The organism is uncultured Exiguobacterium sp., assembly GCF_964277885.1.
In the GTDB taxonomy this organism is placed as follows: Bacteria; Bacillota; Bacilli; order Exiguobacteriales; family Exiguobacteriaceae; genus Exiguobacterium_A.
The window spans coordinates 1-26,005 of record NZ_CAXYJR010000001.1 but is presented as its reverse complement, the minus strand read 5'-3'; the positions used below and the strand labels follow the sequence as shown (position 1 = coordinate 26,005).

The window sequence follows — 26,005 nt, the reverse complement described above, 5'->3', positions numbered from 1 at the left end:
CAACACTAATTTACGTGGAGGAGCGACAAGGATGAATCATTTCGCGGTAATTCTAGCAGCGGGTAAAGGGACTCGGATGAAATCGAAGCTTTACAAAGTACTTCACCCAGTCGCTGGGAAACCTATGGTACAGCACGTCGTCGATCAATTAGCGACGCTCGGCGTCAAGCGACAGGTCGTCATCGTCGGTCACGGTGCGGAATCCGTCAAAGAAGTGCTTGGCACATCGGTGGAATACGCACTTCAAAGTGAGCAGCTTGGCACAGGACATGCTGTTCAAATGGCAGAACCCGTACTCGGGAACGAACAGGGAGCAACGCTCGTCGTTTGTGGCGATACACCACTCTTGACAAGTGATACACTAGCTTCATTGTTACAACATCATACGGAGACGAACGCAAAAGTGACCGTCTTGACGGCACTCGCTGATGATCCGACCGGTTACGGACGAATCGTGCGTGGCGAGGACGGAAACGTCTCGAAAATCGTCGAGCATAAGGATGCGAATGCAGAAGAACTCGCGATTCGTGAAATTAATACTGGTACGTATGTATTTGATAACGAGATGTTGTTCGCGACGCTGAAGCAGGTCAAGAACGATAACGCACAAGGTGAGTATTACTTACCAGACGTTATTGAGATTGCAAAGGCAGCAGGCGAAACGATCGCAGCGTACGCGGCACCTACGTTCGAAGAGACGATTGGCGTCAATGACCGCGTCGCACTTGCACAAGCGGAAACGTCGATGCGTAAGCGGACGAACGAGTACTGGATGCGTCAAGGTGTCACGTTCGTTGATCCGTCTTCGACATACATCGGACCGGACGTCACGATTGGTTCAGATACTGTTCTTTATCCGGGAACGCAGTTACTCGGTCAGACGGTCATCGGTTCAGAATGTACGATTGGTCCGAACTCGGATATCCGTAACAGTGAAGTGGCAGATGGTGCTGTTGTTCGTCAATCCGTCGTCACGGACAGCAAGATTGGTCCAGCGGCACAAGTCGGTCCATTCGCGCATTTACGTCAACAAGCGGTTCTCGGAGCGAACACACGCGTCGGAAACTTCGTTGAAATCAAAAAATCAACATTTGGTGAAGGTAGTAAATCAGCCCACCTGAGCTATGTCGGAGATGCGACAATCGGAGAGAACGTCAATCTCGGTTGTGGATCGATCACGGTCAACTACGATGGAAAAAATAAATTCCAGACGATCATTGAGGACGATGCTTTCATCGGCTGTAACGTCAACTTGATCGCACCGGTCACGGTCGGCAAGAACGCCCTTGTTGCTGCCGGATCAACCGTCACGGATGATGTGCCGGAAAACGGTCTCGCGATCGCACGGGAACGTCAAACGACGAAACCCGATTATCGTTAATTCATTACTTGTCGCTCTACTCGTCTAAACCCAAACAAATGGAGGCCACCTACACATGTCTACTGTCTTAGAACATGAAATTCGTATTTTCGCACTCAACTCGAACAAACCACTGGCAGAGGAAATCGCTAAAGTCATCGGAATCCCGGTCAGCGAAAGTTCAGTCAAACACTTCAGTGATGGCGAAATTTCGATGAACATCGAAGAAAGTGTCCGAGGAGATGATATTTACATCATTCAATCGACAAGCCAACCAGTCAACGAAAACCTGATGGAACTTCTCATCATGATCGATGCACTGAAACGGGCGTCTGCACGGACGATCAACGTCGTCATTCCGTATTACGGTTACGCGCGTCAAGACCGCAAAGCACGTTCACGTGAGCCAATCACGGCGAAACTCGTTGCGAACTTGCTTGAAGTAGCAGGGGCGACACGCGTTGTGACGATGGATCTCCATGCAGCGCAAATCCAAGGGTTCTTCGATATTCCAGTAGATCAGTTGATGGGTGTACCGCTTCTCGCTTCATACTTCGAGAAAAAGAACATCGATCCAAACGAACTCGTCATCGTTTCTCCAGACCATGGCGGTGTCACACGGGCACGTAAATTAGCAGAACAATTAAAAGCACCTATCGCGATCATCGACAAACGCCGTCCGAAACCGAACGTCGCAGAAGTCATGAACATCGTCGGTCAAGTCGATGGCAAGATTGCCATCATCATCGATGACATCATCGATACAGCGGGTACGATCACACTTGCAGCGAACGCTTTGATCGAAAACGGAGCGAAGCAAGTCTATGCATGTTGTACACACCCTGTTCTTTCAGGTCCAGCAATGGAGCGAATCGAGAATTCAGCGATCGAAGAACTCGTCGTCTTGAACACGATCGACTTGACACAACGCGAATGTGCAAGCAAAATCAAACAAATCTCTGTGGCACGCTTGCTTGCAGAAGCAATCATCCGTGTACACGAACAGAAATCAATCAGCCCGCTCTTCAGCTGATTGCTTGATGCATACGAACGACGTGGTCCGGTTTATTGAAATCGGACCCTTGTTCGTTTACTTTTTTAAATAGAAATGAGGAATCGATATGAAATGTATCGTCGGATTAGGGAATCCTGGAGCGAAGTATGCGAATACGCGCCACAACATCGGTTTTCTTGCGATTGATGCCTTAGCGGAGAAGCACGGGATCACGCTTTCAGAATCGAAGTTTAAAGCCCTCTTCGGAACGGGAATGATAGACGGAGAACGTGTCGTGCTCGTCAAGCCATTGACGTATATGAACTTATCAGGGGAAGCGGTGCGACCGTTACTTGATTTCTATAAAATCGCGGTCGAAGATGTGCTCGTCATCTATGATGATCTAGACTTGCCGCTTGAGAAACTACGGTTGCGTTCAAAAGGTAGTGCAGGCGGTCATAACGGCGTCAAGTCGTTGATCCAGCACCTCGGTACGCAGGAGATCAAGCGCCTTAAGCTCGGCGTCGGTCGACCACCGGTACCCATCCAAGTCATCGACTGGGTGTTAATGAATTTTTCGAAGGCGGAACAAGGAAGTTTGCAACACGTACTCAATGCGTCTGTCGATGTAGCGACGGACTTCATAGACACACCGTTTCTCGCTTTGATGAATCGGTATAACTGAACGCAACGCTTTGGGGTTCCAAAGCGTTTTTGCTGTCGTGTTTTAGGAGGAAGAAGATGAAACAATTACAAGAACTCTTACTAGCGATTCCTGAAATCAAGACGGTTCGGGAACGTTTCCGGGACGGTGTTAACGCCCAGTTGATCACCGGTCTGATGAACAGCGGGAAAGCATTGTTCGTCGCCGGGATTTATCAAGAAACGAAACGTCGGTTCGTACTCGTGACACATAACATGTTCCAAGCACAAAAACTGTACGATGATTTGATTGAACTCGTACCGGAAGAAGACGTCATGCTCTATCCAGTCGATGAGACATTAGCAGCGGAACTTTCTTATGGCGCTAGTCCAGAGCTGCGGGCGACGCGGATCGAGACCCGGCATCGTTTACTGACGACAGACGACGGGATTCTGATCATTCCGCTCGTTGGCTTGCGTCGATATGTTCCAGATGCACAGACGTTCCTGTCACACGTCAAACAGGTGAAGCCGGGCGACATCATATCGATTCCGGACTTCGTCCAGGATTTAGTCGATGCGGGGTACGAACGGACAGCGACCGTGACGACACCAGGTGAGTTTGCTGTTCGCGGAAGTATCATCGATATTTATCCGCTGACGGTCGAACGCCCATACCGGCTCGATCTATTCGACGAGGAAGTCGACTCGATCTATACATTTGATGCGGAGACTCAACGTTCGCTCGGCGTCGTCGCAGAAGCATGTTTAATGCCAGCGGCGGAACACTTCGCGACGAAGGATCAGTTGAAGGACGCAGGTGAAAAAGTCCGTCGTCTTTATGAGGCGACGAAAGAGCGCGTCCAAAGTACGGAGGTCCTCGCGGCACTTGAAGAGGGAATTGCTTATGACGTCGAGTTGTTAGAAAACGGCGATCGTCCGAAACAGTTCGCGAAGTATGCACCGATCCTCTACACGTCGACGTTACGCCAAGACGTGACGGGAAGCGTCTTGATCGTCGATGAAGTCGCACGGGTCGAAGAAGCGGCGGAAGTCCAGGATGCAGAGGAAGCAGAATGGATGGCGTCTCTCATTGAACGCGGACAAAGCGTCAGTGATTACGTCCTGTCCGTTCCGATGGCACATGTCTTTGAAGGACAACCATTGTTGTATCTCTCGCTCCTACCGACCCGTCGGAGTGGGGTACCGGAAAGTGCGGCAATCCATTTCAGCATCAAACCGATTGCACCGTTCCATGGTCAGATGGAACGCCTGAAGCAAGAAGTCGAGCGATATCGTCGCGCTGACATGTGGATGGTCTTCTTAGCGAGTAACCGAGAACGTGCCGAGCGGATGCGTCAGACGTTATCCGACTATGGGGTCGAAGCCTCGATCGTAACAAAAGAAGGCATCACTCGTGGTCAACCCGCGATTCTGATCGGTGGAATCCATGGTGGATTCGAGATGACGAATGCGCGTCTCGTCGTCATCACGGAAGAAGAAGTCTTCAAGCAACCAGCGCGTCGCCGGAAGCAGACGACGAAGCTGACGAACGCTGAACGGATCAAGAGTTACCAAGAATTGAAGACAGGCGATTACGTCGTCCATATTCATCACGGGATTGGGCGGTACCATGGCATCAAGACGATTGATGTAGCCGGTAATCATCAGGATTATCTCCATCTCGTCTACGCGGGAGAGGACTCGTTGTATGTTCCTGTTGATCAGATCGACTTGATTCAAAAGTATGTCGGGGCTGAAGGAAAAGAGCCGAAGATCTATAAACTCGGTGGAACGGAATGGAAAAAGGTCAAAGCGAAGGTCCAGAAATCGGTCGAGGATATCGCTGACGAGTTAATCAAGCTCTATGCGGCTCGCGAGGCTGCCGTCGGTTTTGCGTTCCCAGAGGACGACGACAACATGCAAGCATTCGAGGCTTCGTTCCCATATGAGGAAACGGTCGATCAATTACGATCGATTGCCGAGATCAAGAAGGATATGGAACGTCCGCGTCCGATGGATCGTCTATTATGTGGCGACGTTGGATATGGAAAAACGGAAGTTGCGATTCGAGCAGCGTTCAAAGCGGTCATGTCTGGAAAACAAGTCGCGTTACTCGTACCAACGACCGTCCTTGCACAACAACACTACGAAACGATGCTTGAGCGATTCAGTGAATGGCCGATTCGTGTGTCGGTCATGAGCCGGTTCCGTTCGCCAGCAGAATTAAAGGCGACGAAACAAGGACTAAAAGAGGGAACAATCGATGTCGTCGTTGGGACACACCGTGTGCTGTCGAAAGATGTCCAGTTCGCTGATATCGGATTGTTGATCATTGATGAAGAGCAACGATTCGGCGTGAAACACAAAGAGCGTTTGAAACAGTTGAAGACGAACGTTGATGTCTTGACGTTGACAGCGACACCGATTCCGCGGACATTGCACATGTCGATGATCGGGATCCGCGATCTCTCAGTCCTTGAGACCCCACCTGAAAACCGTTATCCGGTCCAGACGTATGTCATGGAATACGACGGAATCGTTATGCGAGAAGCACTCGAGCGGGAACTCGGTCGAGGTGGACAAGCGTTCTTCCTTTATAACCGGGTCGAAGGCATCGAGCGAAAGGCAGAAGAGATTCGCGCGCTCGTACCGGAAGCGCGGATTGTCACGGCGCACGGTCGGATGACGGAAACCGAACTCGAAAGTCAGTTGATCGCATTCTTTGAAGGGGATGCAGATGTTCTTGTCAGTACGACGATCATCGAGACAGGAATCGACATTCCGAATGTCAACACGTTGATCGTTCACGACGCGGATCAAATGGGACTATCCCAACTGTACCAATTACGCGGTCGTGTCGGTCGTTCAAGTCGTGTCGCCTATTCGTACTTTACGTACCGTCCGCAAAAACGATTGACGGAAGTCGCAGAAAGTCGACTACAAGCGATAAAGGAATTCACGGAGCTCGGTAGTGGCTTTAAGATCGCGATGCGTGACTTATCGATTCGTGGTGCCGGGAACTTACTCGGTTCCCAACAATCGGGCTTCATTGATTCGGTCGGTTTCGATCTCTACTCACAGATGCTCGCAGAAGCGGTTGAAGAACGGAAAGAACGGATGAAGGGAAAAAAACGCGTCCAGAAATTCGTACCTGAGTTCACGTTCAGTCTCGATGCGTATATTCCATCGCACTACATGACGGACTCCGAGCTGAAAATCGAATTTTATAAACGCTTGAAATATGTCGATACCGTCGATAGTCTCGAACAACTTGAAACAGAGATGCTCGAACGATTCGGTGAGTTCCCAGATGAGGTTGCTCGTTTGATCCAATTGACACGGATGCGCATTTTTGCTGAACGAGCGCGTGTCGAGCGCGTCAAACAAACCGATTCGAAAATCGAGATCGTCTTGTCGCTCCAATCCACACAGCAGCTTGATGTGGCGGATTTCGTTAAATGGACTGTTCCACTGGGTCGTGGTCTAGGGATGGGACAACAAGAACAAAAGCTTGTCTTGACGCTCAACCGGAACAAGCAGTCGACGCAACAGATGACGATGCAAGCAGAACAGTTGCTAGCAGAGCTTGATCGTCGGCTCGTCGCACGATGAATAGACGAACGATTGCGCAAGGCGCAGCACTGCTTGCGATCTCTAGCTATATCTCGAAATTGCTCAGCTTCTTTTACCGGATTCCGTATCAGAATCTTGCAGGCGACTTCGGACTGTACGTCTATCAGACGGTCTATCCCTTATTCGCGATAGCGGCAGCGCTAGGTATTTATGCGCTGCCTGTCATTGTGGCGAAGTTGACGCTCCATCATCCAGATGAAAAACGAGAAGTCTTGTGGTCGATTTTGTACGTCTTACTTGCGATGACGGTCTTCTTTGGTTTGCTCGGATGGTGGATTGCCCCGACACTTGCGGGGTGGTTTGGAGACGACAAACTCGTTGTTCCGTTGCGAGCCGTCACGTGTACGTTTTATTTACTACCGGTGATTGCCGTTCTTAGAGGTATGTTCCAAGCGGATCTTGAAATGCGACCAACAGCTGTATCCCAAGTCTCTGAAAATGCCGTCCGCGTCGGATTATTGTTGCTCGTGACCTATATCGGTGTCTCGATGCAAGCGGACCCTTACTGGATTGGTGCCAGTGCCCATCTGACAGCAATCGGTGGCAGCATCGTCTCGTTATTCGTCCTGTTGCGTTTTGCGAAAGGAAAAATCGGTCGCCCTGTGTTTTCAAGTATTCACGTACGGCGGGTTGGGAAGGTACTTGTGACAAGCGGGGTGGCGGTCAGTATTGCCTCACTTGCTTTATTGCTGATGCAATTGATCGATGGATTGACGTTCGTCAATCTACTTGGCAATACGACAGAGACGAAAATTGAAAAAGGGGTGCTCGACCGTGGCTATCCGTTACTGCAATTCGCGATTCTCTTTGCGACATCGATGAGTCTTGCGAGTGTTCCGTCCTTATCAACCGCATATCGAAAGCATGATCCGCAGATGATGCGTCAACAACTCGAGACATTACTCCGTTCCGGTCTATTGATTGCCGCTGCAGCGACGATTGGACTAATGGGTGTGATGCGTCCGCTCAATATTGCGTTGTATCAAGATGACCAGGGAACAGCAGGGCTGATTTGGCTCGCGGCGACGGCATTTGCTGCTTCGATTGCAATGATGATCATCTCTTGTCTCCAGTCGGTCGATGCTGAAAAATATGCGCTCGTTGGTGTTCTTGTCGGATTAGGGGCGAAGCTCGCTCTGAATCTCTATTTCATTCCCCGATATGGTATGATCGGGGCGGGTATGGCGACATTTGGCGGTTTTGCCGTCATGGCGGCAGCACAATGGATTTTATTGAATCGGAAGTTCGGTCGCGTATCGGCAGGAAACACGTTCTACCGCCGACTGGTCTTACCTGTGCTCGCCATGGGTGTGTTTCTGTACCTGATCGAAACGTTCTTCCAGCTGTTTGAGCTTGAGACACGAATCGGTGCGGCACTCGAAGTCGGCGTCCTTGTCGTCGGTGGTGCCATCATTTATGGCAGTATGGCATTACGCGTCCGTGCATTAACAGCACAAGAGTGGGCGCTATTGCCTTTAGGAGATAAGTTATATCAGATGTACCAACGTAGGAGGAGTATATGACACACCGAATCACGATCGTCGGCCTTGGCGTCGGCGAACTGGAACAATTGCCGTTTGGCATCTATCGATTATTAAAAAACACAACACAACCTGTCTATTTACGGACAATGGATCATCCTGTCGTTTCAGAACTCGCAGCAGAGGGAATGAACTTTACATCATTTGACTCGGTTTACGAACGACATAGTCGCTTTGAAGACGTATACACAGAAATTGTTGAGGAATTGCTTCGCCTTTCCGAAACGACGGACATCATCTACGCCGTTCCAGGTCATCCACTGGTCGCTGAAAGTACCGTCCAGCAGTTGTTAGAACGGACGGACGCGGTCGATGTTGTAGGCGGACAAAGTTTTCTTGATCCGATGTTCGCGGCGCTTGGTGTGGATCCGATTGAAGGATTCCAGTTGCTTGATGCAACGGCGTTTGCCGTCGATGAAGCACAGATCCGTCAACATCTGCTGATTGGACAAGTCTATGATGCGCTCGTCGCCGGTGACTTAAAGGTTCAGCTGATGGAACGTTATCCGGACGAACATCTTGTCACTCTTGTCACGGCAGCAGGTACAAGCAAACAAACCGTCCAAAGTGTGCCGTTGTATGAACTCGATCATGTGACGACGCTCAGTAACTTGACGACAGTCTACGTGCCACCCGTCACGGATGAGCAGACGTTGAATCGTGACTTCGCGACATTAAAAGAGATCATCGCGCGATTACGTGGTGAAGGTGGTTGTCCATGGGATCAAGAGCAGACACATGAGTCCTTAAAACGTCATTTAATCGAAGAATCTTACGAATTACTGGAAGCAATCGATCTTCAGGACGATAACTTAATGATAGAAGAATTAGGAGACGTCCTGTTACAGGTCATGCTCCACGCACAAATTGGTCTGGATGAAGGATATTTCGATATTCGAGATGTCATTGGAAGCGTCAGTGACAAGATGATTCGTCGCCATCCGCATGTCTTCGGGGAAGCGACTGTTGATTCTTCAGCCGACGTCGTTTCGAACTGGCAAGACATCAAAGCACAAGAGAAACCAGAGCGAACATCCTTGCTCGATGGTGTGACGAAAGGAGCACCCGCCTTGATGCGCGCAGAAGACATTCAAAAGAAAGTGGCGAAAATCGGTTTTGAATGGGCAGACGTCGAGGGTGCACTTGAAAAAGTGATCGAAGAGTTACGAGAATTGAAGGAAGCGACACCAGAAGAACAACTTGGTGAATTTGGGGACGTCCTGTTTTCGATGACGCTCGTCGGGAAGTATCTCGGTCTCTCGGCAGAAGAGGGACTGCAACGGACGAATGATAAATTCATCCGGCGATTTACACGAATGGAACAACTAGCGGATCGACCGCTCGTTGAGATGACGCTTGAAGAGCAAGATTCACTTTGGCATCAAGCGAAGCAGGAGGAACAGTCATGAGACTTGATAAATTTTTAAAAGTATCGCGTTTGATTAAACGACGGACGCTTGCGAAAGAAGTCGCCGATCAAGGTCGGATTACGATCAATGGTAATGTGGCGAAAGCAAGTAGCACGGTAGCAGCAGGTGATGAGATGACGATTCGGTTCGGAAACAAGATTGTCACGGTTGCGATTTCGAGTATTAAAGAACATGCGAAAAAAGAAGAAGCATCTGACATGTATGAGATCATTCGTGAAGAAAAAGTGAATTCCGAAGAATCAATGTAATTTACCTGAAAAAGGAAGTATACTAGAGGGAATCAGGGATGACCATTCAGAAAGAGGAGGGATGATATGCCAACACCGCTCGAATCGGGGCGCCCTACGCCAAAGATCAAGCCGCTCAATGACCGTAAGAAGCAGTTGAGTCAGAATGCCATCGAAAACCGTCGACGTCTCAAGAATCGCTTTTTCCTGTGTCTGACCGTCTTTTTGCTCATCTTTTCCCTCATGGGGTGGTCATACATGGAAAAGCGGCAATTGATCGCCGAACAAAAGCAGTCGTTTCAAGTCGCTGAACAAGAACAGACGAAAGCGAAAAAAGAAACCGCCCGTCTGAAAGAAGAAATTAATCGTCTTAATGATAAAGAGTATGTAGCGAACTTAGCCCGGAGCGAGTTGCTCTATTCGAAAAAAGGGGAAACGATCTTCTACTTTTCACCAGAAGACTAACTGAAGGTTGCCGATTGATTGAAAAAAGAATAAATCACTCGTATAATAAGAAACGAATCAACTAAAAAGGAGCAATACAATTTATGTCGATTGAAGTAGGCAGCAAAGTACAAGGGAAAGTAACAGGCATCACGAATTTCGGAGCGTTTGTTGAGTTACCAACAGGGAAAACTGGTCTTGTTCACATCAGTGAAGTGGCAGATTCTTACGTTAAAGACATCAATGATGTGTTGACGGTTGGTCAAGAAATCACTGTCAAAGTCTTAAGTGTTGAAAACGATGGTAAGATTGGTCTTTCCATCAAAAAAGCCGTTGATCGTCCAGAAGGCGAGCGTCCTCGTCCTGCACGTCAGTTCGACCGTGGACCACGTCCAGCAGGACAAGATCGCGGACCACGTTCGTTCGATAACAAGGGACCACGTGGAGGCGGTAACCGTGGAGGCTTCAACAAAGGTGGTCGCAATACACCACCACCGCGCAAAGAACAATCGTTCGATACGTTGATGTCTAGTTTCCTGAAAGATAGTGAAGATCGTCTTGCTACATTGAAACGTCAAACGGATTCAAAACGTGGCGGACGCGGCGCAAAACGTCAATAACTTGCTGACCTGTTCTTTATAAGAATAGAGATGGAATGACGCCGTTCATTCCATCTTTTATTTTTTTGAAATTATTTTTATAAAAAGCGTTGACTTTCATTTGACCTGCCCGTATTATAGAAAATGTGCTTAAGACGCACGAGTTAAAAATATGGCGGTGTAGCTCAGCTGGCTAGAGCGTACGGTTCATACCCGTGAGGTCGTGGGTTCGACTCCCTCCGCCGCTACCATATTTTTTTTGGCCCGTTGGTCAAGCGGTTAAGACACCGCCCTTTCACGGCGGTAACACGGGTTCGAATCCCGTACGGGTCATTCTTAAAAGCTATCTCTATTATATAGAGATAGCTTTTTTAGGTTTTGATGGAAAGGGGTGAATTCGTTATGAAAGGTGTGCCGTTCGAACCACTTTTAGTAGGTGTGTCGGGAGGATGTGACTCGATGGTACTCATTGATCGATTGTACAAAGAAGGGTATGATGTCGCAATTGCACATGTGCATCATGGATTACGAGAAGCATCAGACGAGGAAGCGTGCTTTATTAAGGAGTGGGCGACGTCCCGAAAGATCTCCTTTTTCATGACACGTTTAGAATGGACCGGACGTACGAGCTCTCAAGCAGCTTGTCGTGAGGAACGGTATGCGTTTTTTGAACGAATCATGGAAGAAACCGGGCGTTCGCATCTCGTTCTCGCTCATCATCAAGACGATCAAATTGAGACGCTACTCATTCAGCTCGTTCGTGGAGAAGCGCAAATTGATGGGATTCCGACGGTTCGTCCGTTTGGTAACGGTTGGTTACATCGTCCGTTGCTACACGAATCGAAGCAAACATTACTCGAGTATGCGTTGCAACATGAAGTTCCATGGCGAGAAGATGCATCAAATGCAGAAACCACATATTTGCGCAATCAAATTCGACATACGATTGTTCCGTCACTTCGCGACATTCGTCCCGGGTTTGAACAGGCAACAGCAGCGGCAGCACATGCGCGACAGCAAATCATGCGTGAGCAGACGACATTCGTCGCGACCTATCTCGACCAGTGTAAGGAAGAGAACGGAATTCCGCTCGTACGTATTTTAGAATTACCGACGGATTTACAGCGACTCGTCTTGCCGACATTAACGGGCGAAACGTTTTCTTCCGATGTGATTCGTCACTTTGTTATGTGGCTTCGGGTGGATAAGGGCTCGGACGAAGTGTATTATGGAAACTGGAGGATGCGACGTGCATATGGCTTTTTGATGCAGGATCGTGTGATACGGTCAATGAATGACGATTTACCGTTTCAAGTAGGGGAGAATTTGGGAACGTATCATTATGGTGAACAAATGGTTCGCTTCTCAATCGGACACCAAGGTATCCCGCTGGACGCGATTACGTTCCCGTTGACGGTACGTCCACCACATCCGGGAGATCGGATTCAGCTTGCGATGGGATCGAAAAAAGTCAGTCGAATTCTGATTGACGCTAAGGTTCCGCGTTATCTCCGAGAACAGGTTCCGGTCGTCGTCGATGCAAATGGAGTGATTTTAGCCGTCATTGGACATCGAATTGCAATATTCGGGTCATTTGAACTCCTCGCAAAATCTTATTTAATGATAGAATGGTAATGTAGTGTTTATTATGGAGGAGGAATACCTAGCATGACCTTGATGAACGATATGGAAAAAGTACTGATTTCAGAAGAAGAGATCCAAAATAAAGTGGGCGAACTCGCCGGCGAATTGACAGCGGATTATCACGATCGTTTTCCGTTGCTTGTGTGTGTCTTAAAAGGCGCAATGCCGTTCATGTCTGATCTTGTCAAAAAGATGGATATGCACCTTGAAATGGACTTCATGGACGTTTCAACGTATCACGGTGGGACAACATCAACAGGTGAAGTCAAGATTGAAAAAGATTTGAACACATCGGTAGAAGGACGCGACATCTTGATTGTCGAAGATATCATCGACAGCGGATTGACGCTTGGTTACCTCGTCGACCTCTTCAAGTACCGGAAAGCGAAGTCCGTTAAAATCGTGACATTGCTCGACAAACCGACAGGACGGAAAAACGATTTGCATGCGGATTACAGCGGCTTCGTCATTCCGCACGAATTCGTCGTCGGTTATGGTTTGGATTACGAAGAGAAGTACCGTAACCTTCCGTACGTAGGTGTCTTGAAACCTGCAGTCTACGGTGGCTAATTATTTTTAATCTCGTCTGTCCCATGATAAGATGAAACCAATTACAAAGCGCGCCCCGTCGCGCCAGGATTCGTATTCATCCACTAGAAAAACGAGATGGATGCGGAGAGGAGGCATAAGATGAACCGAGCAGTGAAGAATACCCTCGTGTTTGGGGTCATTTTTCTAGCTTTGATCTTGTTTCTGCAATACTTGCAGAGTCCAGTGAACAAAAGCAAAGAAATCAATTACACACAGTTTGTCGAGTCTGTTGAAAAAGGTGAAATCAAGACGGCTACCTTCCAATATGAAGGCCAGACGTATAATGTGACAGGAGATTTGCGTGAAAAAGATTCGACGTATGAAACAGTCGTACCGGCTGTTGATACGGAACTAACGGATCTCTACACGCAATTGAAAAGCCAAGGAGTCAAGATGGACTTCAAGGCAGCAGAAACGAATGGTGGTTGGATCGCGTTACTAACGACGATTGTTCCATTCATCATCATCTTCATCCTCTTCTTCTTCTTGATTAATCAAGCACAAGGTGGCGGTGGTGGCGGTCGCGTCATGAACTTCGGGAAATCGAAGGCACGCCTCTATGATACAGAGAAGAAAAAGATCACGTTTGATGATGTAGCCGGCGCAGACGAAGAAAAACAAGAACTCGTCGAAGTCGTCGAATTCTTGAAAGATCCGCGTAAATTCGCGAAGCTCGGTGCCCGTATTCCGAAAGGGGTCCTCCTCGTAGGTCCTCCAGGTACAGGTAAGACGTTGCTCGCACGTGCCGCAGCTGGTGAAGCTGGCGTACCATTCTTCTCGATTTCAGGTTCTGACTTCGTTGAGATGTTCGTCGGTGTCGGGGCATCACGTGTCCGTGACTTGTTCGAAAACGCGAAGAAAAACGCTCCATGTATCATCTTCATCGATGAAATCGATGCTGTCGGTCGTCAACGGGGCGCAGGTCTCGGTGGTGGACACGATGAGCGTGAGCAGACATTGAACCAACTTCTCGTTGAGATGGATGGATTCAGTGAAAATGAAGGCATCATCATGATCGCAGCAACGAACCGTGCTGACATTCTTGACCCAGCGTTACTCCGTCCAGGTCGTTTTGACCGTCAAATCACGGTTGACCGTCCAGATGTCATCGGTCGTGAAGCAGTCTTGAAAGTTCACGCGCGGAATAAACCGCTCGATTCAACGGTTGATTTGAAAGCCATCGCACAACGGACACCTGGATTCTCAGGTGCGGATCTTGAGAACCTTCTCAACGAAGCAGCACTTGTTGCGGCTCGGGCAGATCGTGATAAAGTCTCGATCGTTGACCTCGAAGAAGCGATTGACCGCGTCATCGCTGGACCAGCGAAGAAGAGCCGGATCATCTCGCCGAAAGAGAAAAAGATCGTCGCATGGCACGAAGCTGGACATACGATCATTGGTGTCACGCTTGACGATGCGGATGAAGTACACAAGGTAACGATCGTTCCTCGTGGTAACGCGGGCGGATATGTCGTCATGTTGCCAAAAGAAGATCGTTACTTCATGACGAAGCCGGAACTCGAAGATAAGATTACTGGATTGCTCGGTGGTCGCGTCGCAGAGGACATCGTCTTCGGAGAAGTTTCGACTGGGGCAAGCAATGACTTCCAGCGTGCGACAGGTCTTGCACGGAAAATGGTCATGGAATTCGGGATGAGTGAAAAACTCGGACCGCTTCAATTCGGATCGGGTCAAAGCGGTAATGTCTTCCTCGGCCGTGATTTCCAAAACGAACAGAATTACTCGGATGCAATCGCACACGAGATCGATACGGAAATCCAAGCGATCATCAACCGCTGTTACCAAAAGGCGAAAGATATCCTGACTGAGAAGCGCGATCAGCTCGACTTGATTGCAACGACGTTGCTTGAAGTTGAAACACTTGACCAAAAACAAATTCACCATCTCCTAGAGACGGGCGAATACAAAAAACATGAACCAGAAGCAACAACTCCAAAAGCAGAAGAGAAAGCACCGGAATCGACAGATGCAATCGTCGATCAACCGACAGAGTCTCCAACGCAAATGGGTTCAGTCGTTGACGAAGGGAAAAATGTAGATACGGATACACCAGATACGCCGCGACGCGACGATCAAGTGTAAACGGATGGAACGGATTCGATTGATATCGAATCCGTTCTTTTTTGTGGCAGACCGAGCGAATACACATCGGTAGGTGTGACTATACGAGCATGGTATAATCACAACGTATATAGTTCCGATCGTGTAATAACGGAATATAAAAAGAAGTATGAAAATCGAGAAGAAGCGGGGAAATAAGCAAATGATCTTAGTCATCGATGTCGGAAATACGAATATCGTCTTAGGTGTCTATCAAGGACAAGAGTTGATCGAGCATTGGCGGATTGCGACAGACCGGACACGGACGACGGACGAATACGGTATGCTCGTCAAAGCGTTATTCCGTGACGCAGAGCTAAACGTGGAAGAAATCGAGGGAATCGTGTTATCATCTGTCGTACCCCCCGTCGTGTTTCCACTAGAAAATATGTGTGTACGTTACTTTAAGCGCCGTCCGTTCTTGATTGGACCAGGAATCAAGACAGGACTCGATTTAAAAGTCGATAATCCACGTGAAGTGGGAGCCGATCGAATCGTCAACGCAGTAGCGGCGACGGCGAAATACGAGGGACCGATGATCATCGTCGATTTCGGAACAGCGACGACATATTGTTACATTGATGCACAAAAACGGTATTACGGTGGTATCATCTCACCCGGTGTGATGGTTGCGACCGAGGCACTCTATAATAAGGCGGCAAAATTGCCGCGAATCGAAATTGCGAAACCACAGTCAGCGATTGGACGGAATACGATCCATGCGATGCAGTCGGGAACGTATTTTGGATATGTGGCACAGGTGGACGGACTCGTTCACCGGATGAAAGAAGAAATGGGTGAAGCGAAGGTCATCGCGACCGGCGGCTTAGCCCGATTAATCAGCGAGGAATCCACGATGATCGAGGTCGTCGATCCATTCTTGACGTTAGATGGATTACGGATTATCTACGAACGAAATAAGTGAGGGAATCAAGATGAAACGTGAAGAATTATTAGCACAATTAAAAGATGACTATTTAGTACGGGCGTTAGGCTTCAATGGAGAAGTCCGTGCGTTTGCAATCCGTTCGACGAAAACGGTCTATGAAGCACAACTGCGCCACCAGACGACACCGGTCGTCACAGCAGCGCTCGGTCGAACACTGACAATCGGTGCAATGATGGGTACGATGCAAAAAGGCGATACGCGTGTCACATTAAAAGTCGAAGGCGATGGACCGATTGGGAAAATCATCGTCGATGCCGACGCAAAAGGTGTCGTTCGTGGATATGTCAGCCGTCCTCGCGTCGAGATGGATACGTATGTTAATGCAGACGGTCTGACGAAACTAAAAGTCGGTGAAGCCGTCGGTCGCGGAAACATTTCTGTCATCAAAGATCTTGGGTTACGTGACTTCGTCGGTGGTCAGTCACCGATTCAAACAGGTGAGATCAGTGAAGACTTCACGTATTACTTCGCTGTATCGGAACAAAGCCCATCGGTCGTTGGAGCAGGTGTGCTTGTTTATCCAGAAGACGAATCGGTCATCGCAGCAGGAGGCTTGATCGTCCAATTGATGCCAGGTGCATCGGAAGAAACGATTGCAGCACTTGAAAAACGTGTTGCTGCCCTTAAACCGATCTCGATTCTTGTCGGTGAGGAAAAAACACCAGAAGAAATGTTAGAACTCGTTCTTGGTGACTATGAACATCTGGATACGATTCCAGTGTCATTTGAATGTACGTGTGACCGTGACAAATTAGCGACAGCTATCATCGCCCTTGGACCAGATGAGATTCAAGCGATGATTGATGAAGATGGTGGTGCGGAAGCTGTTTGTCACTTCTGTTCAGAACATTATCACTATGACGTTCCGGAATTAGAGGAACTTCGCGAAAAATCACTCGAAAGAGCATAAGAGGGATCCGATATGGGGAATGTACAACCTAAGTACTTGTGGATGTTGATCTTCATCTTATTGTTGACGAATTTCATGACCGGTGCTTATGCCTTCATGGGTGAGCTCCCAAAGGTCGATTCTCCTAAAATCGTTCAGGACAGCATTGGTGGTCCACTCGAGGATGTCATTGCCGAAGTCGGTAATGAAAAAATCACACGAGCGATGGTCTATCAGACGATGCGAACGGAGCAAGAGAAGCAGACAATCGATCGTTTGATTCAAGAAGCGGTCGAACGCCAGACGAAGGATGGAAAAAAGCCGGAAGTCAAACGCTTTGATTGACAGATTTCATCCAATCCGCTGATAATTAATCTATCGGATTACTTGGAATTCAAGCGGTTCACTAATGAGGAGGAATGGTCATGCGTATTGCGAATTCAGTATTAGATTTAGTCGGTCGTACCCCGATCGTCAAGTTACATCATCTAACGGGTCCTGAGGATGCAGATGTATATCTGAAACTGGAGTACATGAACCCTGGATCAAGCGTAAAAGACCGGATCGCGTTATCCATGATTGAAGCGGCGGAAGAAGCGGGTCAACTTAAAGAAGGAGACACGATTATCGAGCCGACGAGTGGAAACACAGGGATCGGGCTGGCGATGGTCGCTTCGGCGAAAGGATATCGCGCCATCCTCGTCATGCCAGAAACGATGAGCATGGAACGTCGGACGTTGCTCCGCGCATATGGTGCGGAATTAATTCTGACACCGGGTCCTGAAGGAATGAAGGGTGCGATTGCTCGCGCGACAGCGGAAGCGGAAGAGAACGGTTACTTCATGCCACAACAATTCAATAACGGTGCCAATCCGGTCGTCCATGAAAAAACGACAGGTCCTGAAATCGTCGAAGCGTTCGAAGGCATGCAACTCGATGCGTTCATCGCGGGAATCGGAACGGGTGGAACGATCACAGGTGCTGGTAAAGTGTTACGCAAGGCCTTCCAAGGCATTGAAATTATCGCTGTCGAACCAACGGATTCCCCAGTCTTATCAGGTGGTAAACCGGGACCGCATAAACTGCAAGGGATCGGTGCAGGATTCGTGCCGTCGATTCTCGATACAGACATCTATGATGGGGTCGAGCAAATCACGACGGAAGAGGCATTCGATCACGCGCGTCGAGCAGCGAAGACGAATGGTGTCTTAGGCGGTATCTCATCAGGTGCTGCGATTGCAGCGGCGCTCAAGACGGCGAAACGTCTCGGTAAAGGGAAAAATGTTCTTGCGATCATTCCTTCGAACGGAGAGCGGTACTTAAGTACACCGCTGTATCAAGTCGAGGAAGAAGCAGACTAATCGAAGTAATCCATCATACGTACACGGAAGTCATTCGGCTTCCGTGTACTTTTTTGCGTATAATGAGAGCAGAATAGTGTGAAGTGGGGGACGCGTATGCGACAGACGAAATATAAAGCAGTACCATGGACGAAAGAACAATTCTACAACCGATATGTCGAACAGACGATTGGAACGACAGGACACGTCTGGCTCGAAAGCGGTCGAATCGGACGGTATACGATGGCAGCGACTCGTCCTGTCGGATACCTCCGGACGAAGGACGGAACGACGACGATTGAGACAGATGGAAAAGTCGAGAGATCGCTGGCGAATCCGTTTAATATACTCGAACGACTTCGCATCGAACGTGAATCGATCCGACCGGACGGAATGCCACCATTCTTTGGTGGATTTGCCGGATATGTCAGTTATGATGCCGTCCGTTATTTAGAAAAACTACCGGAACAAGCGATGGATGATCTGCAAACACCCGATCTGTCATTTTACTGGTACGATGAAGTCGCCGTGTTTGATGAGGAAACGAAGCAGTTGTTCATTGCCGTGACACGAGACACGGCAGAGGAAGCAGAGCGAGTCCTTGAAACGGAAATCGCGCGTTGGTGTATCGAGACGGTCGCACCTCGATTTACAGCGACCGGTTCGTCCGGCGAGCGAGAACGAGCTTTCGGGCAAGAAGCGTTCATGACAGCGGCACACCGGATTAAATCCTATATTGAGGACGGTGACGTTTTCCAAGTTAATTTGTCCGTCCGTCAACAAGAACCGCTTGGGACGACAGCGGAACATTTGTATGATGTATTACGACAAGTCAATCCTTCTCCATACATGGGTTACTTTGCGGATGAGGATTTAACACTCGTGTCCGCCTCACCCGAGTTGCTCGTCGAAAAAATCGGCGATGCGTTAGCGACACGCCCGATTGCAGGAACACGACCACGCGGGAAGGATGAAGCAGAGGATTTACGACTTGCGAAAACTTTACTCGATAATGAAAAAGAACGGGCGGAGCATGTGATGCTCGTTGATTTAGAGCGGAATGATTTAGGACGCGTCAGTCGTTATGGCACGGTTCATGTCGATGAATTGATGGTGATCGAGAAATACTCGCACGTACAACACATCGTCTCGAATGTTAGAGGGGAAGTAGCTCCGGAACACTCTGGAAGTCAGGTGCTTGCTGCGATGTTCCCAGGTGGTACGATCACTGGAGCACCAAAGATTCGGACGATGGAAATCATTGAAGAACTCGAACCGGTCCGGCGTGGTATCTATACCGGATCGCTTGGCTTCATCAGTTGGGCGGATGATGTCATCTTCAACATCTTGATTCGGACACTTGTCGCAAAAGACGGTATGGCATATGTCCAAGCAGGTGCTGGAGTCGTCACGGACTCGGACGCAGCACGTGAATACGAAGAGTCGCTCAGTAAAGCAAAAGCGTTATGGGTGACAAAAGAAACAGCGGAGGGAACGCAATGATTGTATTGATTGATAACTATGATTCCTTTACGTATAACTTAGTCCAGTATTTCGGTGAACTCGGGCAAGACATTCGGGTATTTCGTAACGACGCGATCACGCTTGCGGAAATCGAAGCGTTGCAACCGGATCATCTGGTCATCTCACCTGGTCCCTGTACACCGAATGAAGCGGGGATCAGTCTAGAGGCAATTGCTTACTTCGCTGGGAAGGTGCCGATACTAGGGGTCTGCTTAGGTCATCAAGCGATTGGACAAGTATTCGGTGGTAAAGTTGTCCGCGCGAAGGAATTGATGCATGGAAAAGTCTCGCCACTGATGCATGACGAACAGGGCATCTTTGAACGGATCCCACAAGCGACGCCGGTGACACGTTACCACTCGCTCGTTGTTGAACGCGAGACATTCCCGGAAGTGCTTGAAGTGACTGCGGAAGCTGGCGGAGAAATCATGGCACTCCGTCACCGGACGTTGCCGATTCTCGGTGTCCAGTTCCATCCGGAAGCGATTTTGACGCGAGACGGGAAGCAGATGTTAAAAAATTTCTTGGAGTTGACGCATTATGTATCTCTGGCATGACGGAACCATTAAACGAGAAGAAGAGGTACGCATCTCCCCACTCGATCACGGATTCGTCTACGGGATGGGTGTATTCGAGACGTTTCGGACCTATAACGGACATCCGTTTTTGTTCGATGATCATATCGAACGCTTACGGATGAGTTGTGTCGCACTCGGAATCCAGCTAGCATATGACCGGGAAGCCTTACGGCAAGCAATCCAAGATTTATATGCAGCATATGAGGCGAACGATTTATACATTCGGTTGAACGTCTCGGCTGGTCCGCGCGAGATTGGGTTATCGATCGATCCTTACGACACGCCGACCGTGCTGATCTATGCGAAACCAATCGCTCCGCGGAAACGGGCGGAACGTGCACTCGAGACGATTCGTTTACCGCGCAGTACACCGGAGACGACTTACCGCTTGAAGTCACATCATTACATGAACAATCTAGTGGCGAAACGCCAATTGTTCAATCCGGAAGCAGAAGGGTTGTTTTTGACGAAGGAAGGTCATGTCTGTGAGGGCATTACGTCAAACATCTTTTGGCGTTACGGAAGTACATGGTATACATCACCACTTGAGACCGGAGCACTGAACGGAATTACCCGTCAGTTCCTCATGCAACATGTACCGGTCGAGGAACGCCTAGCGTATTTATCACAGCTCGAAGAAGCAGATGAGATCATCTATACGAATTCTGTTCAGGAAGCAGTCGCGATCTCGTCACTTGACGGACGCCCTTTCCCTGGAATTAACGGAACAGGATATACACAACTCATGAAGCTGTTCGATCAATCCGTCGAACAGGTGACGACAAGGAGGGAACAACGATGACTTACATCATGGGTATCTTGAACGTGACACCGGACTCCTTTTCGGACGGTGGACAATATGTCGATGTCGAACAAGCGATGCGGCAAGCGCGTCAGCTCGTTGCGGCCGGAGCAGATGCGATCGATGTCGGTGGAGAATCGACACGACCAGGTGCAGCATTCGTATCAGTCGAAGAAGAACTCGCCCGTGTCTTACCGATCATTAAGCGCATCAAACGAGAGCTAAACGTCCTCGTGTCAATCGATACGTACAAACCGGTCGTCGCAGAAGCTGCTATTGAAGCAGGGGCGGACATCATCAACGATGTTTGGGGCTCGAAGTGGGGCGATCGTTCGATGGTCAACGTTGCTGCGCAGCATAAAGTACCCATCATTTTGATGCACAACCGGGAGACGGCGCATGGGACAGATATGCTGGCAGAAGTTCGAGCTGACCTTGAGGAATCGATTCGGTTAGCAAAACAGGCAGGCGTGGCGGAAGAGCACATTTGGCTCGATCCGGGAATTGGATTCATGAAGACGCATGAAGAGAACTTGTACCTGATGCGTCATCTATCGATCGTAACGGACTTCGGATATCCAGTTTTACTCGGAACGTCCCGTAAATCGATGATTGGACTTGCGCTCGGACTACCGACGGAAGAACGACTCGAAGGGACGATTGCGACGGTTTGCTATGGAATTCAGCAAGGATGTGATTGGATGCGTGTGCATGATGTCAAAGAAGTCAAACGGGCAGCGCAGATGATGGACATCATGTTGGCTGCGACGAAGGGGGAATAACGGTGGATCGAATTCATGTAACAGGGATGCGTTTTTATGGGTATCATGGTGTATTCGCAGAAGAAACGAAACTCGGTCAACGCTTTAATGTCGACTTATCGATCGGACTTGCATTGGCAGAAGCCGGTCGGACGGATGATTTGACGAAAAGTGTCAATTACGCCGAATTGTATGAAGCGACGAAACGTGTCGTCGAAGGAGAACCGCTCCAACTCGTCGAAGCCTTGGCGGATCGTATTGCAAAAGCAGTCTTTGCGTTAGACGGACGAATTCAAGAAGCGTCAATCAAGGTCATCAAACCGGATCCACCGATTGCCGGTCATTATGAACATGTGGCGGTCGAGATCAATCGTCTTCGGGAGGACTATGCATGAAGGAAGCTTACATTGCACTTGGCTCGAACATCGGCGATAAAGCGGCTCACTTAAGAGCAGCGATTGCTCGCCTGAGAACGTTACCGTCTGTGCATGACGTAAAGGTCTCTTCTATTTATGAGACGGTACCTGTCGGATATCTCGATCAGGATTTATTTTATAATATGGTCGTCGCGATTCAAACGACGGATGAGGCAGAGGTCTTACTTAGACGACTGCAGGAAATCGAACAGCTAGAAGGGCGCGAGCGTCTATTCAAAAATGGACCACGGACGCTTGATTTAGATATTTTGCTGTATGCGGAAGAACGCATTGATCTCGAAGGATTAACTGTTCCGCATCCACGGATGCAAGAGCGGGCATTCGTCCTCGCGCCATTACGTGAACTCGCAGCAACATGCGTCATACCAGGTCTCGGGCAAAGCGTCGAGCAGTTGTATCAGCAGTTACCAGAGACAGAACGAAACGGTGTACGACGGTTAGGTGGGCTTTTAGAAGCGGAGGAACAATAATGGAATTTAACATTGGTGATGTCAAACTGAAGAATCAAGTCATCTTGGCACCGATGGCAGGCGTCTGTAATCCGGCGTTTCGGTTAATCGCAAAGGAATTCGGTGCAGGACTCGTCTGTGCAGAGATGGTCAGCGATAAAGGGATTTTGTACGAGAACGAACGGACGCTACAGATGCTGTACGTGGATGAACGGGAAAAACCGCTCAGTCTTCAAATCTATGGCGGTTCAAAAGAGACACTCGTTCAAGCGGCGCGATATGTCGAAGCGAACACGAATGCCGATATCATTGACATCAACATGGGCTGTCCCGTCCCGAAAGTCACGAAAAGCGATGCTGGAGCGAAATGGTTGCTTGACCCGGATAAGGTGTACGAGATGGTTCATGCGGTGACGCAAGCGATCGATAAACCGGTGACGGTCAAGATGCGAACCGGCTGGGACAGTCATCACATCTATTGTGTTGATAATGTCAAAGCGGCAGAAGCGGGTGGGGCGAAAGCTGTAGCCATCCACGGGCGGACACGTTCGCAAAAGTATGAAGGGGTCGCAGACTGGGACATCATTGGCGAAGCGAAAAAAGCGGTCAACATTCCAATCATCGGAAATGGAGATGTTCAGACTCCGCAAGATGCAAAACGGATGATTGATGAGATCGGCGTCGATGGTGTCATGATCGGGCGGGCCGCTCTCGGGAACCCGTGGATGTTGTATCAGACGATCCAGTACCTCGAGTCAGGAACGCTTCCAGCAGAACCGACGGCGCGTGAGAAGATTGATATCTGCCTCTTGCACGCCACACGACTAGTCGCGCTAAAGGGAGAAGAACTCGCCGTACGCGAAATGCGAACACACGTCGCCTGGTATTTGAAAGGAATGAAGGGGAACGGTCGCGTTCGCAATGCGTTATTCAATATCGACACACACGCAGGACTCGTTGAATTGTTACAGCAGTACTTACAGACACTCGAAGAAGACGTAGCATATGCCTAACAGGTAAAGTATAGTCGGACAGCGTCGTTTTGTGGTACGCTAGTTGCATTGAAGATGAGCGTATCGGTTTTCTAAAAGGGCTGTCGGTCATTCCGGCAGCTTTTTATTCGAGAGAATCGTCGTGAACCATTATTAAAAGGAGTGAAGACAGTGAGTCAGGATATGGAAATGAACGATCAAATGCAGGTGCGTCTCGGTAAGATGAACGCCATGCGTGAACAAGGTCTCGATCCATTCGGCGCACGTTTTGAACGTTCGACGGATACTGCGAGCATTCGTGCATCATTTGGTGAACATACAAAAGACGAATTAGCTGAACTAAAACCGGAAGTTGCTATCGCGGGTCGTGTCATGACGACGCGTCGTAAAGGGAAGGTTGGCTTTACGAATGTTCAGGATGTACAAGGTCAAATTCAGTTGTATGTCCGTAAAGATGACATCGGTGAAGAGGCGTACGAGATCTATAAGACATGTGACTTAGGTGATATCGTCGGAATTCAAGGATATGTGTTCAAAACGAATGTTGGTGAACTCTCTGTTCACGTCACAGCATTTACGTTATTAACAAAATCGTTACGTCCGCTTCCAGATAAATATCACGGATTAAAAGATATCGAACAACGCTACCGTCAGCGTTACCTCGACCTCATTACGAACCAAGAGTCACGTGAGACATTCATCACGCGGAGTAAAGTCATTCGCGGAATCCGTCAATATCTCGATAACCTCGGATACTTGGAAGTCGAAACACCAATGTTGCATACGATTGCGGGTGGAGCATCGGCTCGTCCGTTCATCACGCATCATAATGCACTCGACATGACGCTTTACATGCGGATTGCGATTGAGCTCCATTTGAAACGTTTGATCGTCGGTGGACTTGAGAAAGTCTACGAAATCGGTCGCGTGTTCCGTAATGAAGGAATCTCAACACGCCATAACCCAGAATTTACGATGATCGAACTCTATGAAGCATACGCGGATTATAAAGACATCATGAACTTAACAGAGAATCTGATCGCTCACGTCGCACAGGAAGTACTCGGTACGACACAAGTCACTTACGGAGAAGACGTCATCGATCTATCTGTCGGTTGGAAACGAGCACACATGGTAGATCTCGTTAAAGAAGCGACAGGTGTCGACTTCTTTGAACAGATTTCAAACGAACGTGCCCTCGAACTAGCACATGAACACGGTGTTGAAGTCCAGTCACACATGACGACAGGACATATCTTGAATGAGTTCTTTGAACAAAAAGTAGAAGAAACACTCGTTCAACCAACATTCGTCTATGGTCATCCTGTTGAAGTATCACCACTTGCGAAGAAAAATCCAGAGGATCCACGCTTTACGGATCGTTTTGAATTATTCATTGTCCGTCGTGAACATGCGAATGCCTTCACGGAATTGAACGATCCAATCGATCAACGTGAACGCTTTGAAGCACAACTCGTCGAAAAAGAAGCAGGAAACGACGAAGCGCATGAAATGGATACAGACTTCATTGAAGCACTCGAGTACGGTATGCCGCCAACGGGTGGTCTTGGAATCGGGATCGATCGTCTCGTCATGTTGTTGACGAATGCGCCATCGATTCGTGATGTATTACTTTTCCCAACGATGCGTCACCAACAAAATTAATGAGTGGAGCTCCGTTCTTTCTATACTGTATAGAAGGAACGGAGCGTTCTTTTTGAAGTTAATTTAAGGATAAACGAGTCGAAAAACGGGTAAATAAAAGTTTTTAAATGTTTTTCTAATAAAATGCTTGTACGATTCGAAAAGCCATGGTATATTACTTCTTGTGCCGCGAATGGTTGTGACACACAAAAATAAATATCAAAAAAGTTGTTGACAATCGAGTTGATAACTTGTTAAGATATTAAAGTCGCTGAAAACGACACGACGAACTTTGAAAACTGAACGATGAGGCAAAAATCGTATTCTACGGAATACAAAAACGAATGAAGCGCAAGCTTCGTCAATCGTGACTTCGGTCACAACAACGAGCAAGTCAAACACTTTATGGAG

General features: G+C 48.6%; 25 protein-coding genes and 2 tRNA genes. 26 read left to right on the top strand and 1 reads right to left on the bottom strand.

The annotated features are described in order from the left end of the window. Positions 1-31: 31 nt before the first annotated feature. From glmU to lysS, 26 genes are all read left to right on the top strand, one after another. Positions 32-1,381 carry a bifunctional UDP-N-acetylglucosamine diphosphorylase/glucosamine-1-phosphate N-acetyltransferase GlmU gene (gene glmU, locus ACHWTJ_RS00135; protein WP_294740317.1) on the top strand — a complete coding sequence of 450 codons (1,350 nt, stop codon included), beginning with the start codon at positions 32-34 and terminating at the stop codon, positions 1,379-1,381. A 55-nt stretch (positions 1,382-1,436) separates the two neighbouring features. Beyond that, the gene (locus ACHWTJ_RS00130; protein WP_012368955.1) at positions 1,437-2,393 is read left to right on the top strand and encodes a ribose-phosphate diphosphokinase; all 957 of its coding nucleotides are present in this window, start codon (positions 1,437-1,439) and stop codon (positions 2,391-2,393) included. Positions 2,394-2,481: 88 nt separating this feature from the next. Beyond that, positions 2,482-3,039 (top strand): aminoacyl-tRNA hydrolase, encoded by a 558-nt coding sequence (gene pth / locus ACHWTJ_RS00125; RefSeq protein WP_394678913.1) that lies wholly within the window; start codon positions 2,482-2,484, stop codon positions 3,037-3,039. Positions 3,040-3,095: 56 nt separating this feature from the next. After that, entirely contained in the window at positions 3,096-6,611 is a 3,516-nt protein-coding gene (mfd, locus tag ACHWTJ_RS00120; protein WP_294740316.1) for a transcription-repair coupling factor, read from the top strand. Continuing rightward, entirely contained in the window at positions 6,608-8,155 is a 1,548-nt protein-coding gene (locus ACHWTJ_RS00115) for an oligosaccharide flippase family protein (RefSeq protein ID WP_394678912.1), read from the top strand. The genes mfd and ACHWTJ_RS00115 overlap by 4 nt, the downstream gene beginning before the upstream one ends. After that, positions 8,152-9,582, top strand: a complete 1,431-nt coding sequence (gene mazG, locus ACHWTJ_RS00110) for a nucleoside triphosphate pyrophosphohydrolase (RefSeq protein ID WP_394678911.1) — start codon at positions 8,152-8,154, stop codon at positions 9,580-9,582. The genes ACHWTJ_RS00115 and mazG overlap by 4 nt, the downstream gene beginning before the upstream one ends. Beyond that, on the top strand, positions 9,579-9,851 hold the full coding sequence (locus ACHWTJ_RS00105) for an RNA-binding S4 domain-containing protein (RefSeq protein WP_023466556.1): 273 nt from the start codon (positions 9,579-9,581) through the stop codon (positions 9,849-9,851). Before mazG ends, ACHWTJ_RS00105 begins: the two co-directional genes overlap by 4 nt. 66 nt (positions 9,852-9,917) lie before the next feature. Further along, the gene (locus ACHWTJ_RS00100; RefSeq protein ID WP_058713014.1) at positions 9,918-10,295 is read left to right on the top strand and encodes a septum formation initiator family protein; all 378 of its coding nucleotides are present in this window, start codon (positions 9,918-9,920) and stop codon (positions 10,293-10,295) included. Between the two features lie 83 nt (positions 10,296-10,378). After that, complete coding sequence (locus tag ACHWTJ_RS00095) at positions 10,379-10,894, top strand: S1 domain-containing RNA-binding protein (RefSeq protein ID WP_035413250.1); 516 nt, start codon at positions 10,379-10,381, stop codon at positions 10,892-10,894. Between the two features lie 153 nt (positions 10,895-11,047). After that, positions 11,048-11,124, top strand: a tRNA-Met gene (locus tag ACHWTJ_RS00090). A 10-nt stretch (positions 11,125-11,134) separates the two neighbouring features. Continuing rightward, positions 11,135-11,206: transfer RNA gene (locus tag ACHWTJ_RS00085), tRNA-Glu, on the top strand. A gap of 48 nt (positions 11,207-11,254) precedes the next feature. Then, complete coding sequence (tilS, locus tag ACHWTJ_RS00080; RefSeq protein ID WP_394678910.1) at positions 11,255-12,508, top strand: tRNA lysidine(34) synthetase TilS; 1,254 nt, start codon at positions 11,255-11,257, stop codon at positions 12,506-12,508. A gap of 33 nt (positions 12,509-12,541) precedes the next feature. Continuing rightward, positions 12,542-13,087, top strand: coding sequence for a hypoxanthine phosphoribosyltransferase (gene hpt, locus ACHWTJ_RS00075; protein ID WP_023466560.1), 546 nt, complete (start codon positions 12,542-12,544; stop codon positions 13,085-13,087). Between the two features lie 120 nt (positions 13,088-13,207). Further along, a complete protein-coding gene (gene ftsH / locus ACHWTJ_RS00070) occupies positions 13,208-15,211 on the top strand; it encodes an ATP-dependent zinc metalloprotease FtsH (protein ID WP_294740312.1) in 2,004 nt (667 codons plus the stop codon). A 181-nt stretch (positions 15,212-15,392) separates the two neighbouring features. Further along, complete coding sequence (locus ACHWTJ_RS00065) at positions 15,393-16,154, top strand: type III pantothenate kinase (RefSeq protein WP_029343061.1); 762 nt, start codon at positions 15,393-15,395, stop codon at positions 16,152-16,154. 10 nt (positions 16,155-16,164) lie between these two features. Continuing rightward, complete coding sequence (gene hslO / locus ACHWTJ_RS00060) at positions 16,165-17,088, top strand: Hsp33 family molecular chaperone HslO (RefSeq protein WP_294740311.1); 924 nt, start codon at positions 16,165-16,167, stop codon at positions 17,086-17,088. Between the two features lie 12 nt (positions 17,089-17,100). Continuing rightward, positions 17,101-17,412: a hypothetical protein gene (locus tag ACHWTJ_RS00055; protein ID WP_294740310.1), complete on the top strand. Its 312-nt coding sequence runs from the start codon at positions 17,101-17,103 to the stop codon at positions 17,410-17,412. Positions 17,413-17,492: 80 nt separating this feature from the next. Next, complete coding sequence (gene cysK / locus ACHWTJ_RS00050) at positions 17,493-18,428, top strand: cysteine synthase A (protein WP_294740309.1); 936 nt, start codon at positions 17,493-17,495, stop codon at positions 18,426-18,428. A 96-nt stretch (positions 18,429-18,524) separates the two neighbouring features. Beyond that, the gene (locus ACHWTJ_RS00045) at positions 18,525-19,910 is read left to right on the top strand and encodes an anthranilate synthase component I family protein (RefSeq protein ID WP_294748268.1); all 1,386 of its coding nucleotides are present in this window, start codon (positions 18,525-18,527) and stop codon (positions 19,908-19,910) included. Continuing rightward, positions 19,907-20,488, top strand: coding sequence for an aminodeoxychorismate/anthranilate synthase component II (locus ACHWTJ_RS00040; RefSeq protein WP_294740307.1), 582 nt, complete (start codon positions 19,907-19,909; stop codon positions 20,486-20,488). Before ACHWTJ_RS00045 ends, ACHWTJ_RS00040 begins: the two co-directional genes overlap by 4 nt. Then, entirely contained in the window at positions 20,472-21,311 is an 840-nt protein-coding gene (locus ACHWTJ_RS00035) for an aminotransferase class IV (RefSeq protein WP_294748264.1), read from the top strand. The genes ACHWTJ_RS00040 and ACHWTJ_RS00035 overlap by 17 nt, the downstream gene beginning before the upstream one ends. Then, entirely contained in the window at positions 21,308-22,093 is a 786-nt protein-coding gene (folP, locus tag ACHWTJ_RS00030) for a dihydropteroate synthase (RefSeq protein WP_294740305.1), read from the top strand. Before ACHWTJ_RS00035 ends, folP begins: the two co-directional genes overlap by 4 nt. A gap of 2 nt (positions 22,094-22,095) precedes the next feature. Further along, positions 22,096-22,467 carry a dihydroneopterin aldolase gene (folB, locus tag ACHWTJ_RS00025; protein WP_294740304.1) on the top strand — a complete coding sequence of 124 codons (372 nt, stop codon included), beginning with the start codon at positions 22,096-22,098 and terminating at the stop codon, positions 22,465-22,467. Beyond that, positions 22,464-22,979, top strand: a complete 516-nt coding sequence (folK, locus tag ACHWTJ_RS00020) for a 2-amino-4-hydroxy-6-hydroxymethyldihydropteridine diphosphokinase (protein ID WP_294740303.1) — start codon at positions 22,464-22,466, stop codon at positions 22,977-22,979. Before folB ends, folK begins: the two co-directional genes overlap by 4 nt. Next, on the top strand, positions 22,979-23,971 hold the full coding sequence (dusB, locus tag ACHWTJ_RS00015) for a tRNA dihydrouridine synthase DusB (protein ID WP_294748258.1): 993 nt from the start codon (positions 22,979-22,981) through the stop codon (positions 23,969-23,971). The genes folK and dusB overlap by 1 nt, the downstream gene beginning before the upstream one ends. 162 nt (positions 23,972-24,133) lie before the next feature. Further along, positions 24,134-25,615, top strand: a complete 1,482-nt coding sequence (gene lysS, locus ACHWTJ_RS00010; RefSeq protein WP_294740328.1) for a lysine--tRNA ligase — start codon at positions 24,134-24,136, stop codon at positions 25,613-25,615. Positions 25,616-25,813: 198 nt separating this feature from the next. Here the strand turns inward: lysS and ACHWTJ_RS00005 are convergent. After that, positions 25,814-26,005, bottom strand: a 192-nt coding sequence (locus ACHWTJ_RS00005; protein ID WP_394678909.1) for a hypothetical protein, incomplete at its 5' end; no start/stop codon positions are given.

Excerpts from the sequence above, each read along its gene's own strand:
- glmU (WP_294740317.1), top strand. The coding sequence starts at position 32 with ATGAATCATTTCGCGGTAATTCTAGCAGCGGGTAAAGGGACTCGGATG.
- ACHWTJ_RS00055 (WP_294740310.1), top strand. The coding sequence starts at position 17,101 with ATGGGGAATGTACAACCTAAGTACTTGTGGATGTTGATCTTCATCTTA.
- mfd (WP_294740316.1), top strand. The coding sequence starts at position 3,096 with ATGAAACAATTACAAGAACTCTTACTAGCGATTCCTGAAATCAAGACG.
- ACHWTJ_RS00035 (WP_294748264.1), top strand. The coding sequence starts at position 20,472 with ATGTATCTCTGGCATGACGGAACCATTAAACGAGAAGAAGAGGTACGC.
- ACHWTJ_RS00105 (WP_023466556.1), top strand. The coding sequence starts at position 9,579 with ATGAGACTTGATAAATTTTTAAAAGTATCGCGTTTGATTAAACGACGG.
- folK (WP_294740303.1), top strand. The coding sequence starts at position 22,464 with ATGAAGGAAGCTTACATTGCACTTGGCTCGAACATCGGCGATAAAGCG.
- ACHWTJ_RS00115 (WP_394678912.1), top strand. The coding sequence starts at position 6,608 with ATGAATAGACGAACGATTGCGCAAGGCGCAGCACTGCTTGCGATCTCT.
- ACHWTJ_RS00130 (WP_012368955.1), top strand. The coding sequence starts at position 1,437 with ATGTCTACTGTCTTAGAACATGAAATTCGTATTTTCGCACTCAACTCG.
- cysK (WP_294740309.1), top strand. The coding sequence starts at position 17,493 with ATGCGTATTGCGAATTCAGTATTAGATTTAGTCGGTCGTACCCCGATC.
- folP (WP_294740305.1), top strand. The coding sequence starts at position 21,308 with ATGACTTACATCATGGGTATCTTGAACGTGACACCGGACTCCTTTTCG.
- ACHWTJ_RS00065 (WP_029343061.1), top strand. The coding sequence starts at position 15,393 with ATGATCTTAGTCATCGATGTCGGAAATACGAATATCGTCTTAGGTGTC.
- ACHWTJ_RS00040 (WP_294740307.1), top strand. The coding sequence starts at position 19,907 with ATGATTGTATTGATTGATAACTATGATTCCTTTACGTATAACTTAGTC.
- ACHWTJ_RS00095 (WP_035413250.1), top strand. The coding sequence starts at position 10,379 with ATGTCGATTGAAGTAGGCAGCAAAGTACAAGGGAAAGTAACAGGCATC.
- hpt (WP_023466560.1), top strand. The coding sequence starts at position 12,542 with ATGACCTTGATGAACGATATGGAAAAAGTACTGATTTCAGAAGAAGAG.
- ftsH (WP_294740312.1), top strand. The coding sequence starts at position 13,208 with ATGAACCGAGCAGTGAAGAATACCCTCGTGTTTGGGGTCATTTTTCTA.
- hslO (WP_294740311.1), top strand. The coding sequence starts at position 16,165 with ATGAAACGTGAAGAATTATTAGCACAATTAAAAGATGACTATTTAGTA.
- mazG (WP_394678911.1), top strand. The coding sequence starts at position 8,152 with ATGACACACCGAATCACGATCGTCGGCCTTGGCGTCGGCGAACTGGAA.
- ACHWTJ_RS00100 (WP_058713014.1), top strand. The coding sequence starts at position 9,918 with ATGCCAACACCGCTCGAATCGGGGCGCCCTACGCCAAAGATCAAGCCG.
- dusB (WP_294748258.1), top strand. The coding sequence starts at position 22,979 with ATGGAATTTAACATTGGTGATGTCAAACTGAAGAATCAAGTCATCTTG.
- pth (WP_394678913.1), top strand. The coding sequence starts at position 2,482 with ATGAAATGTATCGTCGGATTAGGGAATCCTGGAGCGAAGTATGCGAAT.
- lysS (WP_294740328.1), top strand. The coding sequence starts at position 24,134 with ATGGAAATGAACGATCAAATGCAGGTGCGTCTCGGTAAGATGAACGCC.
- ACHWTJ_RS00045 (WP_294748268.1), top strand. The coding sequence starts at position 18,525 with ATGCGACAGACGAAATATAAAGCAGTACCATGGACGAAAGAACAATTC.
- tilS (WP_394678910.1), top strand. The coding sequence starts at position 11,255 with ATGGAAAGGGGTGAATTCGTTATGAAAGGTGTGCCGTTCGAACCACTT.